The organism is Sphingobacterium sp. SGL-16 (genome assembly GCF_011043515.1).
GTDB classification, from domain to species: domain Bacteria; phylum Bacteroidota; class Bacteroidia; order Sphingobacteriales; family Sphingobacteriaceae; genus Sphingobacterium; species Sphingobacterium litopenaei.
On the sequence record NZ_JAAKGQ010000004.1, the window covers coordinates 102,811 to 121,490 of the forward strand.

The following is an 18,680-nucleotide window of genomic DNA, read 5'->3' on the forward strand; positions in this document are numbered from 1 at the left end:
GTTTTTTATAAGTAGCAACAAATATACACTAAGCTTAGTAGTAGAAAATAATTTGTGCGTAATTATTGGAATAATAATTTGAACGTGAAGCCAAAATACGTATAAGAAGTGGCAAAAGTTTGGGAAGTATAAGGGCGCACAGCGTTGGAATTGTAAAATAAACGTACATTGTAAAACCTGTTGATGGTATAATCAATAGAAGGATTGAACGTGATATTTTTGTTTCCACCAGTTACTTCGTCATAATCAACTCCTGTACGATACATCAAGACTTTTCTGTCGTTCAATGCAAAATCCATTCGGAGGTTTATGTCGTTTTTCCAATTGCGGTGTGCAAAAAGACCAAAAGGCAAGCGGGTATTTAATTTTCTATAGCCCAGTCCAGCGATATAGGATTTTTCTTCCAACATAGAAAGTTGGCTGTTTTCTAAGCTCAGCGCGATGTCTCTAGATTTGCGGTATTCCGTCGTGATACTCATATTATTATCAAAACGCATATCCACACCAATCAAAGGCAGGAAGCGGTTGGTCAAGGTCACTTGGCTGTATTGTTGTGCTGGAATAAAATTATTATTTCTGTCTCGCACATAAGGAAAATTTTCTTCCCGATTATATTGCAGATTCGTGTAATAATTCGATATACTGTATTGCGATTGGTAATGGTGATTCAAATTGATAGAACGAATGATATCTTCAATGCCTAATAGTTGAGCTAAAGCCGAATAGTTTATTCGCCAATTTTGCAAAGGAAATGTTGGTTTGTTAGTTTTATCCAGGACAAAATCCTTATGCAAATACGTTTTTAAGAAAGCATTAAGAATGACATCCTGTTGATTTTCATTATATCCATCCCAAAAATATTGTGCATCTCGACCCGTTGAATTAGGGTTGTAGGTACCTAATAATTCGGAGACTGTCAATTTATTGTTTTCAAAATCTTGAAATAAGATCGCTGTATTTTTGAAGGATGTTTTGAAAGCTACTTGCGAGACGGAATAACTGCCTGTTTCGTAAAAGTTCTGTGTATCGAATGACTGAAAAGGCAGAGTACTATTTCTGTTTGAAATACGCGAAAATGTAATATCTATCCTTAACCCTTTTATAGGTTCGGTATGTGCTATAGCGGATAGATTTTCCGAATATGATTTCGTAAATATTCCATTTTGTAACGTGTCAGTAGTCAACCATTGATTGTCTTTAGCTCTTCGTAAAATATCCACTTGCGAACCCAAAATAAAATCTAGTCCTGGCGCATTCTGCTGGAAGCTGTAACCTAGTATATTGGAATTCGGAAGATAACCAGGCAAATAAGTTCCTTCAATTTTGGTATAAGCTGCATTGATAGTTCGAATTCCGGTGAGTATCCTCACCAGAAACGATGTAAAGCTATGGTCTGTTGGCTTTGTATAATCTCTATAAAATCTGAATTTACTATAGAGGGTGTTGAAGTTGAGAGATGGATTGACTTGTATGGTTCTATTGTTTTGGATGCTGTTGCCAAAATTGATGTTTTCATTTTTCAATAGATTCAAAGGCTCACTTTGCCAGTTGAATTGCGTACCATACCGTGTGGTGATATTTATCCATTGTAGGTAAGGAATTTTATGAATTGGCAATGTGTAAGTGAAGTTGAGCATATGGTTGTAATCCATATTTCGTCCCAAACGCCAGAAATTGTTCCAAAGTGTATCTTTGCGCGCTCCGTCTAATCGGCCATGTGGCTCATCAATAATGGCATAATTCGTCGCATTAAAATCCAGTCGCAATGATTTGGTCAGATCCCAACTGATACCATAAATACGGTAGGTGTTGAAGTTTTTGTTATAATATGTCGGCAAGACGTTGTTATTCGCATTGTCCCGAAAAGTGTTTTCATGATAAATTCTATTCACATCCATTCGAAAACTCAACAATGCAGGCATTAAATTATAATTGAAGGATTGGAATAATTTGCTCTTTTTAAAAGGTTCTTTAAATGTGCTGTTGGGATTATTAAACGTATAATCCAAGGAGCCTTTATAGGTTTTTTGCAATTTAGATTCGGTGTACAAATCACGATGAGCGTATTCATTGTACAAATAGGAAAGCGAAAAATTCTCGACATTCCATGGTTTTAAAGTTTTCTCTGCGAGATGAGAAACCTTTCTTGCATTTATGATACTAAAATGCTTACGTTGTGTATAATCTTGAATACGTCGTAATAAAGAGTCTTTACTGCTTTCAGAAAGGCTCTCCAAACTTTTGCTAAGTAAAATATCCCCTTGAAATGGGTTGTATTCTGGTGTGCCGATTTGTTTAGAAAAGTTGAAATAGAGCGGAATCGAAATCGCATGTTTCGGATGAATGAATTTCCCCAATTCTGCATTCGCCATAAAGTCCATGGAAATACGTTCAGTTCTATCTTGTTCGGAAATGCGTTGAGAAATATCCCCGAAGCCTGACGACATTTTGGTTCCCGATACGGAAATATTACCTAAATCGGCTAGTTTCACGTGCAACTGCCCCGTTGCAGCCCAACGACTTTTATCTTCAAAATCTGTTACCCGTAATTCATTGAACCAAAATTCACCTGAAATTTCTCTTCCATCGTCTAATGGATTAGCAGAGTTTTTAGACTTTAGTGGATTTTTAATGCCCAACATATAAAAACGAATTTTGGACAAATCTGGTACGCCTTTGATAGTAATTGTATTCACTCCGTCATTATACTCATAAGGAACATCCAATGGCCAAGGAATTCCATCTTTAAAGGCATTATCTCGAGCCATTTTGGCATCAAGAAGGCTATTTAAATTAACAATAATATTGTTTTCTGAAGGCCAAATAACTTGCGGAGCGGAGCTTCCAGCTGGTGTTACTTTTAGCGGAGCTTCGTATTGATAGTAATGATGTTGGTCGTCCGTGCCCAGTCGAATAAAAGTGAAGGCCTCGTCATCGCGTAAAGTTTCACCTTCAGCATGGACGAAAAATTCTATATTGCCATAAGGTCTAAGGTCGTAAGAAGCATTTTTGAAAGTTGCCCGCCCATAGCCATCTTTTAGATTTTTAATGGTTAAGCTAAGTGACTGTTCGTTCAACTGCACATCCAAATTGTTGTTGCTGTAATCCACTTGTCGATTAATGGTTGGAGGTAACACATAGGGAATAGGTGTTCTTTTTCCGTTTTCTTCAATATTGACATGTGCAACTTCTATTTTGGAGTGGTCAGCAGGAGGATTGAGCCCTAGGTTTGGGTCAGCGATAACTCTTTGGGGAGTATTTTCAAGATTGTATTGTCGCCAATCACTTCTTACAAACTGCATTTGTGCAAGACGTATTATAGCCGTATCGGTAAAGTTGGTGAGAAAAAGCCGCACAAATCGGATGGATTTAAAATCATTGATATTTCCGTATTTCTTTTCAAAATCTCGAATGGGAATTCTTAGTTTGTACCATTTTACATCCATTTTTTTGTTTAAGACAATAGTTTGGGAAGTTTGTTCATCCACGATATAATTATTTCCTATATACATATCTTGAGGACGTAAGGAGATTTTATATTCGTAATAATTGTCGGGTTCGTTCATCGTATTGTCACGACTGATGTCTTCCGCATCAGGTAGGAGGGTACGCGCTGCATTTTCTACGCCATAAGCTTCTACAGATTGGTTTTGCGTTTTGGAATTGCCTTCTGTGCCGTTAATATGTTGATAACGCGCTAAAATACCCTGGCTTCGATCAAAATGATTGCCACGATAATAGGTATAATCATCACTCGAAGGATCTTTTGCTAATTTCTCGAAAGCCTGTGGGCTTAAAAGACTTCGCATCTGATTCAAAAAATCACGATGAAATTGGACTTCTTCTTCGTTGGATAGTCCATCGAGACCTACATCTTGGGTTTTTCTGCTTGCATCCGTATTTTCAAAAACTGAGTTGATAGGTTGCAAACGTGCTGCATATCCCCACACCGTTTTATCAAGACCTGTTTTGTCTCCATGAGCTGGGATTGCATTTTCTAACGATTTTCTTCCATCTTTGAGAATATCTTCCGACAAGTTGCCTAAGTTGATGTACAAATCACCTCCGTCTTTATTTGGATTAGTCAACGTCGGGTCCATCATCCAAATATCCAGATATTCAATATTGTGGGTTTCAAAATCAGTTTGTTCAAGTTTTTTGAATATACCAGCCCATCGGGTACGCGGTTGAAGTAATTTTCCTTCTGCATCAAGGAGATAAGTACTATAATTATAAGGACCACGCAACATGGGGTAATAAGCCAAATCCAGAGTAGGAAGAAAAGCATCTATACCAGTCTTGATTTCCTTGAATGGAAAAACTTCCTGTTCGGTGACGCGACGCGTACGATGATCTGTCAAAAACTGTACATCCACATTGGGATTTAAGGAGGAAGATTGATAGAAAATAGGATCGATATTATAAAAAGCTAAATGAGCTCTGTTGTATCCATAAGCTAAATCATTGCTTAATACATGTTCTTGAAATAATTGGGGAGTAGCCGAAATTTGCCAGCCTTGTTGATTTTTAATGTTTATAAAGCTAAAATTATTCTCAAAATCATCTAAATAGGCTATTCCTTTGCGCTCATTTCCAGCGTTCAACGCTTTGGCATATCCAGGTTTGGAATGCGCGATTTCTCCATACAAACTAATTGTTGATTCTTCATTGGTCTTGTAAAAAGGTAATTTATCCAAAATGCGTGTTAACCATTTTGAACTCGTAGCATAATGTATATCTGCACCCATCATCATATTGGCAATAGATTCTGCACCAATCTGTACTTTTTCGGAATAAGGTCTTTCGCTCAATCGCATAAAAGTTGTTCCCAATGCCAGTTTATCATGGACATTGTATTCTAAACGTGCTCCTATAAAAGTTTTTTGCTGCGACCCAAAAATACCATTGTCTTCTATTTTTACGCGCAAATCACCACTGCTTAATAGAAGAGCCTCATTTAAAATGCGCAAAGTACCAGATTCATAGTCTAATGCATAATCCGAGTTTTCTTGTAGCTGTAAGCCTCCTGCATATACCTTGACGGAATTAGGACTTATATCAAAAATTCCTAACTGATATTCTGCACTACTGTTCGATTGAATTGAACCTCTAAGACTATAGCGGTCTTTGTTTGGAAATAGTTGTACGGCATCTGCTTGAGTCTGTAAATATAATTCTGGAAAGGAATATTTTTGTTTTAATGCTTGTTCTGAAGCTAAAAATTGATCCTCTAAGTCCTTGCCAAAGGGTTCTATCGATGGAAATATGAGTTTTCCTCGTATATTATCTATTGTGATTCCTGAAATAAAATCTAATATTCCATCAGGACCTGAATTATTGTTGCTGTTTAATTTGTCCAATCCTGTCAATTCTAGCCAAGACTTGTTTGCCGTGCTATTTCCTTCTTGCAGAAGTGGGTTTTTAGTGCTGTTCTGTGTTTCGGTACGAACAATCTGAAGTTGTATATCCTGTTCGCTGAAGTTGTTTCCACCCAAAGAATAAATATTTTTCATCATCAAATCCCAAATGGGAAGATTGGTTTTCACTACTTCGTTCTTTAGTAGTTTGGTATATAAAGCTTTGGGATTCGCAGCATCAAAAGGAATATCTGTTGATAAATCTCCAACTTGATATTCTTTACCATTCGCTGTGAAACGATAGGCTACTGCTAAAACCTGATCCTCATTCAACGGAAAATTCAAAGAAATATAGCCTAATTGCCGATGGACTATATAATCTTGTCCTTCCAGGAGTTTTTGCGCAGTTTGAAGTCTCGCATAGTTATCTGTAGCTCCATTATTACCAAAAAAAGAGGATAAGAAAGAACTGTTTGAATATCGCCCATTTTCTCCTAGAAGTTCGGTTAGATTGTTTGCTAAGGGCGTTCCACTTTGATTTCCCGAAACAGAGTTAGGGAAAAGAGCATTTGCATTCCCCATAATGTTATTGTTGAACGGATTTTTCTCCGCCAAATCCAGAAACGCTACAATATCTCTTGCGCCTTCCACTTTATTTGTACGATTACTTATCCAAACTTCTATGGTTGTAATTTGCACAGGAGAATTAATTATAGGTGCAGTTTGTAAGCTTTTGTTGTAATTTTCTCTAAAATACTGGGCTAAAAAATAATGCTGATTTGCATCGTATCTGCTTAATGAAAGATTTAATTCTCTCTTAGCTTTCCCGTTTGAAATAATGATTTCATGGCTATCCGAACGTTTTTGTGAGAGTACTCCCGTAAAATTTACTTTTCCTACTTGCAATTGCGTCTTGATTCCAAAAAGTGCTTCTGCATTTCCCATTAATTGAGAGCGCGTGATGAAATTTACATTTCCAATTTCTAATCTTTGTAAAATGTCATCAGGCTTACCGATGTAATCGAATTTAATTTGATTCTCAAAGTCAAATTCAGCTTCTGAACTAAAATTTGCTAGTACGTTTCCACGTTCGCCAATCTTTCCATTCAGATGGAGGTTGAAATTTTGGTCAAAATCTAAGCCCCATAATTTACGATGACGCTCGTTGAGTAGAGGATTATCATTTTTGTTGCGTTGTGCCATCAATGAAATATCCACACTCCCTTTTGGCGTGATTTCGATTTTATTGCCCCCAAAAATTCGCTCAAAAGCAGGACTATTAATAGTTATAGGTTTGATAAATCCAGAGGAAGTATCGGATTTTGTTTGAGAGGCAGAGGTACTAGCCCAATAATTCTGTATGGCTATTTTAGTCGCTAACGCATTATATTCCATACGTTTAAGGTATTGTGGGTAACTAAAAATGGATGGTGCGTTATTTTGTATATGAAAAAGCTGATGCTTAGGATTGTAACTGTATGTTAGATATGAAGGAGTTTGAGATTGGGATTTTTTGAAAAAGGTAAAAGGGGTTGGCAATATATGAACTTTAGATAGCGGTAAAGAATAGCGCAGTGTATCTCCTAAAGACAAAAATGTTTGCCCCTTGCTTTGTAAGCACAGCAAGCATACTAATAAGAGAAGAAAATAGAATCTACGATTCGCCAAGGCTAATGCCAATTAAGGACTTTACAATTGATTTTTTAATTACTTATAAGTATACGATTTCTTTTAAGAATAACAAAGTGATCTGTTATAATAGATTTAGTAGTTTTCTATGTTAATTTATGATTATCTAAAATATTCTTTAAAGAAAAATAATTAACAAAGAATTTGTTTCTTAATAAACTTTTGTTTAAGTTTGATTAAACAGATAAAACGTTTTAGTTGGGTTTTATGATGGGAAATTATGGAACTGATGTTTATTTCTTTTTATGATAACCAAATTATCTTAATAAATCTAGTTTATAAACCAAATTAATGTGTTATGAAAGTTCGAGGCACAATTCAAAGATGGACTGCAATTTTTGGAGTCGCTTTAGCCACTATTATCCAAGTAGGCTGTCAGAAGGATTTGGATGGGGTAGACTTAGATAATGAATATGCTAACTATGGTGCAAATGGTACTGATCAACCTAATTCTTCTTCTTTTGTGTATTTGGTTACCGCATTAAGGGATTTAATGCCAGACAAAATCATTTCGTTTTATAATATTGGTCCATCAGCTTCTCGCCTTTCTTTTAACGGGGTAACAGTTGGCCCAAAAGTAGATTATGCTTGGAATCCGTATTATAGTACTTATTCGGCACCAAATATTCCTGGTCTGGATAAATCAAGGTTAGGTGCCGCTGCTATTGATGTGAATTCCACCTCTAGTTCAACACTGACAAGTTTTGCCAACAGAACAAAAACAGATGGCTACGGTGTATTTCTTTATTATGATTTGCGTTCTACTAATATTGCTTCTTATTTATCGGGTGCCTCAAATATTCTTTATGGACAAAATACAAGTTTTGATAATGGTACTACAATCCAACGCCCACTACGGATATCGAATCAGGATCTACCTATCAATTAATATCCGCTACGAATGGCTCAAGTGCCCAAAGATGGAAAATCACCAGCGTAGGAAACGGTTTTTATAAGCTTCAACCTCTTGTTGCTCCTACAAAATGTTTAGATGTCTCGAATGCTGGAACAGCCAATGGTACGCAAGTACAGATATATAGCGATAACGGTACAAATGCACAAAAATGGAAAATAACCAATGTAGGAAATGGGTATTATACGTTAAGCCCAGCGCATAAATTAACTTCCAATTTGGATGTCAACCAAGGAGCTTTTACAGATGGTACTAAAATTCAAATTTATAATGCCAATACGGGTAATGCACAAAAATGGAGATTAGTCAAACTATAATTTAAGTTTGTATCAGGTGTGTGAAAAGAAAGGGGGAAAATTTCCCCCTTTTGTATTTTATAGCTTTTTCAAAGCCAATTTGATAATTTGTTCTACGGAAAGTGATTCGCTAGTTTGAACAATAGAAGCCAATACTTTTTCGACTTGATTTTTGGCAAAGCCAAGCATAACTAAAGCTGTTAAAGCTTCTTCTGGCACAGATTGTTTTGCAATTGGTAAAGGCAATAAAGCATCATCACCTTGTTTTTTCAATTTATCCTGAAGTTCCAGGATAACACGTTGTGCTGTCTTGGGGCCAATACCTTTGATTTTTTGGATCATAGCCACCTGACCATTAACGATTGCAGATTGTATCTCTTCCGGAGTACTCGAAGAAAGCATCATCCGCCCCGTATTCGGACCAATTCCAGAAACGGAAATCAAATGGTTAAACAAATGACGTTCACCTTCTGTCGCAAAGCCATATAATGTATGCGAATCTTCTCTTACTTGAAAAGAAATAAACAACTTGGAGTTCTCCTGATCTTTGATCAGCGAATACGTTGTTAATGAAATATGTATATGGTATCCAATTCCTCCTACTTCAAGAATAACATGCGTAGGGGCTTTGAATACCAATTTACCGTTAAAATAATCGTACATTTTTATTGTTTTTCGTGTGATTGCGCATCCACAACAGCGATTGTTACCATATTCACAATTTCGCGTACCGAGCTGTCTAATTGCAATACGTGTACTGGCTTGTTCATTCCCAATAAAATAGGACCGACAGCTTCTGCATTACCCACTTCTTGCAACATTTTATAAGCAATGTTACCTGATTCTAGATTCGGGAAAATAAGTGTATTCGCCGCTTGTCCATTCAATGTGCTGAAAGGGAAGTTAGATTTCAACAATTCACTATTCAATGCAAAGTTCGCTTGCAACTCGCCATCTACTACTAAGTCAGGATGATTTTGGTGTAATAATTTTACCGCTTCACGAGTTTTGATTGAAGTAGGGCCATCGTTTGATCCAAAGTTAGAATACGACAATAAGGCCACACGAGGTTTCACGTTGAAACGACGTACCGTTTTCTCAATTAAAACCGTAATATCTGCTAACTCTTCAGCTGTTGGGTTTTCATTCACGGTAGTATCACCAAAGAATAAAGGTCCTTTTTCAGTCAACATCATATACATACCAGCAATACGACTACCCGGTTTTGCACCAATAACTTGTAAAGCTGGTTTAATTGTAGAAGCATAGTTGCGTGTCAAACCTGAAATCAATGTGTCCGCATCACCAAATTCCACCATACTTGCTGCATAATAGTTGCGGTTTGTGATAAGATGTGTAGCATCAAATTTGGATAAACCACGACGTTGACGTTTTTTATACAGGTTTTCCACATATTCGTTGAAACGAGGACTATCTACTTCTTTACGTGGATCAATGATGGTAACGTTGTCTAATTCGAAGGCATATTCTTCAATCAAAGAAGTGATTTTTTCTTTATTTCCCAACAAAATAGGAATAGCGATGCCTTCTTCTTTCACGATCTGAGCAGCACGGAGAGTTTTGTAATTATCTGCTTCTGCAAAAACCACACGTTTAGGATTGTTTTTTGCTACTGCAGAAAGATGACGCATAATACCATCATCCTTTCCTAGACGTTTACGTAATTCATCTTTATAGACATTCCAGTTTTCAATGGTTTTGCGTGCTACACCTGATTCTACAGCAGCCTTGGCAACGGCCATAGAAACTTCCGTAATCAAGCGAGGGTCTGTAGGTTTTGGTATAACGTAGTCCGTGCCGAAACGTAAATTGCTAGTGTTGTACGCTTGATTTACCTCTTCAGGAACAGGTTCTTTTGCTAATTCAGCTATGGCTTTCACCGCAGCAATTTTCATTTCCTCGTTGATAGCTGTTGCACGGACATCTAATGCTCCACGGAAGATGTATGGGAACCCTAATACGTTATTTACTTGGTTTGGATAATCTGAACGTCCTGTACCCATAATGATATCGTCACGAGTCGCAACGGCCAAATCATACGCAATTTCTGGGTTTGGATTAGCCATCGCTAATACTATAGGTTTTGGTGCCATTGTTTTCAACATTTCAGGTGTCAGAACATCCGCAGCGGATAAACCTATAAATACGTCAGCATTGTTTACGGCATCCGCTAAAGTATAAATATCTCTATCTGTAGCCCATTCTGCTTTTGTTGGATCAAGATTTTCTCTATCCTTTCGGATTACACCTTTACTATCCAACATGACGATATTTTCTTTGCGTGCGCCTACTGCCACGTACATCGCTGTACAGGAAATAGCCGCAGCACCAGCACCGTTAACAACGATTTTCACGTCAGCGATATTTTTGCCTTGCAATTCACAAGCGTTTATCAATGCTGCACCTGAAATAATAGCTGTACCATGTTGGTCATCGTGCATAACAGGAATATTCATTTCAGCTTTCAGACGTCTTTCAATCTCGAAACATTCTGGTGCTTTAATATCTTCTAAATTGATACCACCAAAAGTCGGTTCTAATGCTTTGACGATATTGACAAATTCATCCACATTTTTTGTGTCTAATTCAATATCAAAAACATCAATGTCCGCAAAAATTTTAAATAAAAGACCTTTTCCTTCCATTACAGGTTTTCCGGCTTGTGCGCCGATATCCCCAAGTCCTAAAACAGCAGTACCATTACTGATTACTGCCACAAGATTTCCCTTAGTGGTATATTTGTATGCATCTTCGGGGTTGGCTGCAATAGCCAAACAAGGCTCTGCCACACCTGGTGAATACGCTAATGATAAGTCTCTCTGTGAGTTGTACGGTTTTGTTGGAACGACTGCAATTTTCCCAGGACGACCCATTGCATGATAATTTAGGGCATCCTTTTTTCTGTTAATATTGCTCATAATTTATTTTTTGTAATCTACTTAATCCACAAAAGTATTATTATATATTAATATGGACGAAAAATATTCACTATTATTTTAATGTATTTAGTAGTGTAAACATGCGTTGACGCATTTGCGAAGCTCCACCATCATAGTTGTAAACTAATAAGGAAAAAGTGTATTTCTTGCCGTCTTTAGCAGTATGATAGCCAGTATAGCCTAAAGTTCCATTGATAGTTCCACTTTTCATGGTCATTTCATTATAAGTTGGCAGACTTTTTTGGAATTCACTAAACCAAGGTCTTTTGAGTGCATATTGCATAATTTGGTTCATAGCATTAGTAGTCACATTGTTTTGAGGAGACAATCCGGAGCCATCCACAATATCCAATTCACTGGATTTGAGATTCAATTTTTGCTCCCAATATTTTTTTACATACTGTGCGCCATCATAAGTTGATGTTTTGCCTCCGCTAATAAATGCAATGCTTCTTAATAAAGCTTCTCCATATAAGTTGATACTGCGTTGATTGAACCAATGTACTATTTCGTGCAAAGGAGGCGATACATGAGTATCCAATTCTTTAGAAGCTTGTGGTACTTTTTGTCCTTCTTCAGCCATACGTTGGCCTGTAGTGATTCCTTGCAGGATTTCAATGCTATCCGTTGCCAAAACTTTTTGAAAATTAAAAGCTAAATCATAAGCTGGATCAGGTAAAGAAATCTCAATTGTTTTTTTCAAATTTTGACCATAAGTTCCTTTAATGACAATTTTCTCACTGTATGGTGCAGAATAAGCATATACATTATCGCCTGAGCCGGGACGGCCTACTTTAACTTGATTTACCAGTTTCAAATAACTTAAATCCGATGTGGTATTCGAAATAGGGGCATCATCTTGAATTCTTCCCGCTTGAAAATTAATTCCGCTGCTATTTTCACGCCAATTCAACGAAGAAATACCAGCACCGTAATAATTGCCCATATCTGTCCAAATCCACCCTCCTGGAACATCTATGCCTTGGTACATACTATCATCTGCTATAATACGCCCATCAACGGATGTAATACCAACATCGATAATTGCTTTCTTCCATTTGGCTAAAATCACATCTTCTTTGGTGTGTGCATATCGATGACTACCTAAAGTGGGATCTCCTTCACCATGCACTACAATATCTCCATGCAAGATGCCGACAGAATCAATTTCTCCAGTATAATACAGCTTCGTTTTATACGTGTAATCTTTTCCTAAAATATCTAAGGCCGTAATAGAAGTAATGACTTTCAAGGTCGAAGCTGTTGGAAGTCCTACGGTCGTGTTTTTTTCAAAAAGCGTTTCCCCTGTTTCGCTATTGATTACATGCAACGCCGCTATACCGTTTGTAAGAGAAGGATGCTTCGTAAAAGTTGAAAAACTCTGTTCTAACTTTTGTTTGATTGTTTGCGCTTGCGTAGTACACGTAATGCCCAAACTTAGGATGCTTGCTAGTAAAATAGATTGTAATTTCATAGTATTGGGTATATGAGCAAATATACATTTTTCAAAACTATCCCTTATGTACCGTATTTGTAAAAAAGGTACACACATTTGTGTTCGATTTCCATTATGGGAATATAAATGTTTAACTTGCATTACTTTTACATATCAAAAACTATGTCACATTTAGAAAGATTAGCACAGATCAGAGCGGCTATGAAAAGCCAAGGAATTGATGCTTATATCATTCCATCATCTGATCCGCATATAAGTGAGTATCTTCCAGAAAGGTATAAATGTATTGCTTGGGTTTCTGGGTTTACAGGTTCTGCAGGTACTTTAGTTATTACTCAGGACTTTGCAGGATTATGGACGGATGCAAGATATTTTGTACAAGCCAATGAGCAATTGGCGGGTACGGGGTTTGAATTGGTAAAATTAAAAACACAAGGGGCAGCTGAATATGCCGATTGGTTAAGTGAACAATTAGAAGAAGGTGCTCAGGTCGCTTTTGATGGCAACTTAGCCTCATTATTAGTAGCTCACACCGTCAAAAGTATTCTAGAGCCTTTGCAAATTAAGGTGAATGGACATGTAGATTTACTTTCTGCAATTTGGAATGATAGACCTGAACTTCCGCAAGTAAAAGCTTTTCTTTTGGATGAAAGCACAACGGGACAATCAACAACTTCGAAATTGGCTGCTGTTCGTCAAATCTTAGCAAAAGCTAGAGTAGAAAGTCATTTCATTTCTTCGTTGGATGACGTTGCTTGGTTGCTAAACATCCGTGGACAGGATGTTCCTTGTAACCCAGTGGTCTTATCTTTTGTGTACTTGTCACAAGATAAAGCTATACTTTTTATTGCTGATGGTAAGCTGTCTCCTGAAGATATCGCTATCTTAAATAGCCAAGGTGTTGAAATTGCTGATTATGAAGCAGCATTAGAGTTTGTGAAGAATATTGATACAGCTTCTATAGTTATCGATCCAAAACGTACTTGTTTCGCTATTTACGATAGTATTCCATCTTCGGTTAAGATTGTTGAAAAAATCAATCCTTCTACTTCCTTAAAGGCAATTAAGAATGAGGTAGAGATTAATCATATCCGTCAGACAATGATTAATGACGGTGTCGCGATGACTAAATTTTTCAAATGGCTAGAAGAGGCTATTGGTCAAGAGGAATTATCCGAAATATCAATTGCTGAGAAGTTACAGGGATTTCGTGCAGAGCAAGACGGATTTGTGGATGTAAGTTTCAGCACTATTGCAGGTTATTTAGATCATGGAGCTTTGCCACATTACCATGCTACGGAACAAAGCAATTATACATTGAAACCAGAAGGTTTATTGCTGGTCGATTCTGGTGGCCAATACAAAACAGGAACAACCGATATTACGCGCGTGATTTCTTTGGGTAATATTACGCAAGAGGAGAAAGATGATTACACAATTGTGTTGAAAGGAACAATAGAAGGAAGTCAAGCTATTTTTCCAGTAGGTTCTAAGGGGTATCAAATAGATGCCATTACACGTAGACCCATTTGGGCTACCTTACGTAATTACGGTCATGGAACAGGACATGGTATTGGTTTCTTCTTGAATGTGCACGAAGGTCCTCATGTTTTCAATCCTACTCCGACAGATATCGCTATTGAAGAAGGAATGATTACTTCTATAGAACCGGGCTTATACCGAGAAGGAAAACACGGTATTCGTATTGAAAACTTAGTCTTGGCTAAAAAACATGATAACAGCATTTTTGGCGATTTTATGAACTTTGAAACGCTGACTATCTGTTATATCGATACAGATTTAGTAAATAAAGATTTATTAGGGCAGGAACATATCGATTGGTTAAATGATTACAACCAATTCGTCTTTGATAAATTATCGCCTCATTTGACAACTGCAGAAGCAAGTTGGTTGGCAAATAAAACAAAAGCCATTTAAAAGAAAAAATGCTACTCAATCGAGTAGCATTTTTTCTTTTAAATGGACTTATAATTGATATATTTAGCTAATCAATATAAAGGCTATACTATATTATGCATTCAAGAAGATTATTTATTAAAAAAATAGGACTCTCCACGCTTAGCGTTGGCTTATTTACGACGGCATCACAAGCTTTTTCTTTTGGCACAAAAGCTAAATCGAATAAGCCGATAGTCCTATCAACCTGGGATTTCGGTTTAAAAGCGAATGAAGAAGCTTGGAAAATTTTATCTCAGGGAGGCAGAGCTTTAGATGCAGTAGAGCAAGGTGTGCGTTTTACAGAAGCAGACCCGGAAGAGCGCAGTGTGGGATATGGAGGACGTCCGGATCGTGATGGCAAAGTCACCTTGGATGCTTGTATTATGGATGAAAATGCTAATATTGGTTCTGTAGCTGCTTTGAAAAATATAAAGCATCCTATTTCTGTGGCACGAGCGGTTATGGAGAAAACACCACACGTCATGTTAGTAGGTGAAGGTGCTTTGCAATTTGCCAAGTCGCAAGGTTTTTTGGAAGAAAATCTATTGACCGAACCATCTGAAAAAGAATGGAAAGAATGGTTAAAAACAGCAAAGTATGAACCTGTAGTCAATATTGAGAATCACGATACGATTGGTATGATTGCATTGGATGCGAAGGGCAACCTTTCGGGAGCATGTACTACGAGTGGTATGGCTTACAAAATGCACGGTCGAGTAGGAGATTCGCCTATTATTGGTGCGGGATTGTATGTAGATAATGAAATTGGCGCAGCGACGGCTACGGGGCATGGCGAAGAAGTTATCCGTACTGTGGGCAGTCATTTGGTTGTAGAGTTAATGCGTCAAGGAAATTCTCCGCAAAAAGCTTGTGAAGAAGCGGTGCAAAGAATTATTAAGTTTACGCAAAAGAGAGGCAAAACCTTAGATAATATACAAGTTGGCTTTATCGCTTTAAATAAACAAGGAGAGTATGGCGCGTATTGCATACATGGCGGATTTAATTATGCCAAGTATGATGCAAAAGGAAATGAATTAATAAAGGGAAAATCGTATTTGAAGAATAATGGCTAAACTAGAAATAGCAAGTTTTAATGTACAATCTGCATTGATAGCACAAGAATTTGGTGCAGATCGCGTTGAATTGTGTGCGGGAATGGATGTCGGTGGGACGACTCCTTCGGATGAAGATATCAAAGAAGCACGTGATAAGTTAAAAAATAAACTTCATGTTATGATTCGTCCTCGTGGCGGAAATTTCGTGTATTCAGAAGCTGAATTCGAACAAATGAAAGCAGATATATTGCGTATTAAACAAATGGGTGTAGATGGATTGGTGTTTGGTGTTTTGAACGAAGACAACACGGTTAATGTTGCGCAAAATCGCGAATTGGTACAATTGGCTTCACCACTTTCTTGTACGTTTCATAGGGCTTTTGATGAAGTTCCAGATTTTAAAGTAGCATTAGAAGAGGTTATATTCTGTGGTTTTGAGACTATTTTAACATCAGGTTGTAAGCCAAATGTGAATATAGGGCTGGGTAATTTGCGGGAGCTGGTACAATTGGCTAATGACAGAATCACCATTATGCCTGGTGGTGGGTTGCGTTCTACTTATGTGCAGCATATTCTGTACGAAACAGGAGCTTCTTATTTTCATTCTTCTGCTATCACTGATGGAAGTGATACGGCAGTAGGGATGGAAGTAAAAGCAATTAAAGGCGCAATAAAAGTTTAAGCGTTTGTTAATAGTTCTTTTAATTTTTCCTTGTTCAAAGGTTTTTGAACATAATCTAAAATAAAAGGATATTGATTTATTTTTTGTTTATCCGACTCCAGATGAGAAGAACTAATAATGAAAATCTTAGAAGTTAGTATAAACCGATAGCTTTCTTCCTGAATTTTGTCCATCATTTCCCATCCTGACATATAAGGCATATTAATATCTACAAATATGTAATCTGGCATTTTACTATTCATTTGATTTGGCGCGGTCAAAGCTCCTAATGCATCTAATGCATTTTCGTAACTTATAAAATCTATAGTTATATTTTCAATATTCTTTACCATGTTTTCGAATATGAATCGAAAAATAGCATTATCATCAATGAGAACTACGTTGTAATCGGCCATTGTATATTATATTATTGGAAATTTAACAAAAAATGTTGTGCCTTCGCCCACCTTACTTATAAGATCTATTTTACCACCAAGAGACTCCACTTGATATTTTGTGATGTTAAGACCGATACCTTTTGTTTCAAATCCCCGATGAAATATCTTTTTAAACATAAAAAGTTGTGATTTCATTTTCTCCAATTCCATTCCCAGGCCGTTGTCTTGAATAGACAAAGTAACATAATTCCCATCGTGATAGGTTCTCACATGAATTAGAGGTTTTCTTTTAGGATCTGAAAACTGTAAAGCGTTATCCAAAAGTTGGTTAATGATACTGTATAAAGTAACTCTTTGGGTTTTTACTTCTTTAACTTCTATATCTTTAGTAATGGTTGCTGCTTTTTGTAGTATAGTTGGATTATGTATGTTGATTATTTTTTCCAAGACAGCATGAAAATTGCAAAGTTCTATCTCGTTTTTATCCTTAGTCCGATTAATATCGGAGGTAATCACAATTAAATCTTCTACGGTTTCATCCAATTCATCGCAACTTGATTTTAAAAGTTCCAGAAACACATCTATGCTTTCTTTTTCCCGAGATTCTTTGATGCTGTCTATTAACATTTTAATATTAGCTAGAGGACTTAGGAAGTTGTGCGCTATGATATGATTGGCTTCTTCTATTTGCAGAATTTTGGATTCTAAGTGTGCTTTTATTGTTTCTAAATGATTTCTCTTGATTTCTAATTCATCTGCATTTCTTTTTAAACCTGTCATATCTACAAGCTGAACTATGAAATATTTAGGATTCTTTTGGGTATCCCGAACTAAAGAAATGGTAATAGAACACCATACATAATAGCCACTTTTATGTAGATATCTTTTCAAAAATGTTTGGTAATTTCTTTTTCCCTCGATTAATTCATTTCGCACCAATAAATCATATTTCTTATCATCTGGATGTGTAATATCCTTCGAGCGGATCTTTTGAAGCTCTTCCTTAGAGTAACCTAAAATTTCTGAAACTGTATGATTGCTTTCTACCACGTAGCCGTCTATAGAGGTGAGCGTAGTTCCTACACCCGAAAAATGGAAAGCCTGATAGAACTTGCGTTCTGAAAAGATCAATTGATCTTGATATTCTTTTTGCTTGGTAATATCGGTAATGACAACGGCAACGATTTCCGCGTTATCAGGAATAGGTTTGATCGTTAATGAATACCATTTGATGTTTTCACTGCCCTGAGCAAAGCTATATTCTAAGGTATTTTCAGTTCTGTTTTCGAGGCTATCCCGTATTAGAGGACTAGCTTTAGTTGAAATTGCTGGAGGAAGAACATCCGTTAAAACTTTTCCAAGGAAGGTGCTGGGAGGGAGTATTAGTAGTTCTGGTTTATTTGTCCAATAATTTAAGAACACTCCTTCTTTATTTACTTCGAAAATAATATCATTAATCGAAGATACTAAAAGCCTGTAATGATGTTCCTGTTTCCTTAATTGTATAAGTTGTTCTATTAAAAATGTATTATCATACAATGAAACTATATATTCATCTTCAGATTGGCATAGTTGAAAATGAGCAGAAAGGTACTTCGTATTTTTGTTTGTATTTACTTGGATAATGTATGAGTCGTTACTGAGAGGGATTTCGGATAATACTGGTCTTAAAGAGTTGTAATCTAAGAATGAATATTCTTCAAGCACATTTATATTATCCACATCAGCTATGGATAATAAATATTGTGCTTCAGGAGTGAGCTCTATGATAAAGCCCGTGGTATTTATCCGTAATATTCCTTCTACCTTGAACTTATCCAAAGAGTCATTTTCAAACATTAATATCCAGCTAAATTGTTTAATTAGAGGTGTTATTCTCAAATTTTTACTTAACCTCTCTTTAAAGATAACAGTTTTTGGAAATGAACGAATGGTT

The 18,680-nt window shown here is 36.7% G+C and carries 11 protein-coding genes; 5 read left to right on the top strand and 6 right to left on the bottom strand.

Annotated features, from left to right (window positions below):
• Window positions 1–62 precede the first annotated feature (62 nt).
• The gene (gene sprA, locus G5B32_RS02865) at window positions 63–7,037 is read right to left on the bottom strand and encodes a cell surface protein SprA (RefSeq protein WP_317166076.1); all 6,975 of its coding nucleotides are present in this window, start codon (window positions 7,035–7,037) and stop codon (window positions 63–65) included.
• A 307-nt stretch (window positions 7,038–7,344) separates the two neighbouring features.
• On the opposite strand from sprA, the gene G5B32_RS02870 reads away from it, so the two are divergent.
• The gene (locus G5B32_RS02870; RefSeq protein ID WP_165290051.1) at window positions 7,345–7,935 is read left to right on the top strand and encodes a hypothetical protein; all 591 of its coding nucleotides are present in this window, start codon (window positions 7,345–7,347) and stop codon (window positions 7,933–7,935) included.
• Entirely contained in the window at window positions 7,935–8,276 is a 342-nt protein-coding gene (locus G5B32_RS17595) for an RICIN domain-containing protein (RefSeq protein WP_410528456.1), read from the top strand. The genes G5B32_RS02870 and G5B32_RS17595 overlap by 1 nt, the downstream gene beginning before the upstream one ends.
• Before the next feature lie 57 nt (window positions 8,277–8,333).
• Here G5B32_RS17595 and ruvA read toward each other — a convergent pair whose 3' ends face one another.
• From ruvA to dacB, 3 genes are all read right to left on the bottom strand, one after another.
• The gene (ruvA, locus tag G5B32_RS02880) at window positions 8,334–8,918 is read right to left on the bottom strand and encodes a Holliday junction branch migration protein RuvA (protein WP_165290052.1); all 585 of its coding nucleotides are present in this window, start codon (window positions 8,916–8,918) and stop codon (window positions 8,334–8,336) included.
• 2 nt (window positions 8,919–8,920) lie between these two features.
• Window positions 8,921–11,194, bottom strand: a complete 2,274-nt coding sequence (locus G5B32_RS02885; protein WP_165290053.1) for an NADP-dependent malic enzyme — start codon at window positions 11,192–11,194, stop codon at window positions 8,921–8,923.
• Window positions 11,195–11,267: 73 nt separating this feature from the next.
• Window positions 11,268–12,689 carry a D-alanyl-D-alanine carboxypeptidase/D-alanyl-D-alanine-endopeptidase gene (gene dacB / locus G5B32_RS02890; RefSeq protein ID WP_165290054.1) on the bottom strand — a complete coding sequence of 474 codons (1,422 nt, stop codon included), beginning with the start codon at window positions 12,687–12,689 and terminating at the stop codon, window positions 11,268–11,270.
• Between the two features lie 144 nt (window positions 12,690–12,833).
• Here dacB and G5B32_RS02895 point away from each other — a divergent pair, with 144 nt between their 5' ends.
• From G5B32_RS02895 to G5B32_RS02905, 3 genes are all read left to right on the top strand, one after another.
• The gene (locus G5B32_RS02895; RefSeq protein ID WP_165290055.1) at window positions 12,834–14,609 is read left to right on the top strand and encodes an aminopeptidase P family protein; all 1,776 of its coding nucleotides are present in this window, start codon (window positions 12,834–12,836) and stop codon (window positions 14,607–14,609) included.
• A gap of 95 nt (window positions 14,610–14,704) precedes the next feature.
• Window positions 14,705–15,703 (top strand): isoaspartyl peptidase/L-asparaginase family protein, encoded by a 999-nt coding sequence (locus tag G5B32_RS02900; RefSeq protein ID WP_206366769.1) that lies wholly within the window; start codon window positions 14,705–14,707, stop codon window positions 15,701–15,703.
• Window positions 15,696–16,367: a copper homeostasis protein CutC gene (locus tag G5B32_RS02905; RefSeq protein ID WP_165290056.1), complete on the top strand. Its 672-nt coding sequence runs from the start codon at window positions 15,696–15,698 to the stop codon at window positions 16,365–16,367. Before G5B32_RS02900 ends, G5B32_RS02905 begins: the two co-directional genes overlap by 8 nt.
• Here the strand turns inward: G5B32_RS02905 and G5B32_RS02910 are convergent.
• Together G5B32_RS02910 and G5B32_RS02915 are read right to left on the bottom strand one after the other, a co-directional pair.
• A complete protein-coding gene (locus G5B32_RS02910) occupies window positions 16,364–16,762 on the bottom strand; it encodes a response regulator (protein WP_165290057.1) in 399 nt (132 codons plus the stop codon). The two genes, G5B32_RS02905 and G5B32_RS02910, sit on opposite strands and share 4 nt — an antisense overlap.
• A gap of 6 nt (window positions 16,763–16,768) precedes the next feature.
• A complete protein-coding gene (locus tag G5B32_RS02915) occupies window positions 16,769–18,583 on the bottom strand; it encodes a PAS domain-containing sensor histidine kinase (protein WP_165290058.1) in 1,815 nt (604 codons plus the stop codon).
• Window positions 18,584–18,680: the final 97 nt, after the last annotated feature.

Coding starts and splice junctions, on each gene's coding strand:
- G5B32_RS02870 (WP_165290051.1), top strand. CDS start 7,345: ATGAAAGTTCGAGGCACAATTCAAAGATGGACTGCAATTTTTGGAGTC.
- ruvA (WP_165290052.1), bottom strand. CDS start 8,918: ATGTACGATTATTTTAACGGTAAATTGGTATTCAAAGCCCCTACGCAT.
- G5B32_RS02885 (WP_165290053.1), bottom strand. CDS start 11,194: ATGAGCAATATTAACAGAAAAAAGGATGCCCTAAATTATCATGCAATG.
- dacB (WP_165290054.1), bottom strand. CDS start 12,689: ATGAAATTACAATCTATTTTACTAGCAAGCATCCTAAGTTTGGGCATT.
- G5B32_RS02895 (WP_165290055.1), top strand. CDS start 12,834: ATGTCACATTTAGAAAGATTAGCACAGATCAGAGCGGCTATGAAAAGC.
- G5B32_RS02900 (WP_206366769.1), top strand. CDS start 14,705: ATGCATTCAAGAAGATTATTTATTAAAAAAATAGGACTCTCCACGCTT.
- G5B32_RS02905 (WP_165290056.1), top strand. CDS start 15,696: ATGGCTAAACTAGAAATAGCAAGTTTTAATGTACAATCTGCATTGATA.
- G5B32_RS02910 (WP_165290057.1), bottom strand. CDS start 16,762: ATGGCCGATTACAACGTAGTTCTCATTGATGATAATGCTATTTTTCGA.
- G5B32_RS02915 (WP_165290058.1), bottom strand. CDS start 18,583: ATGTTTGAAAATGACTCTTTGGATAAGTTCAAGGTAGAAGGAATATTA.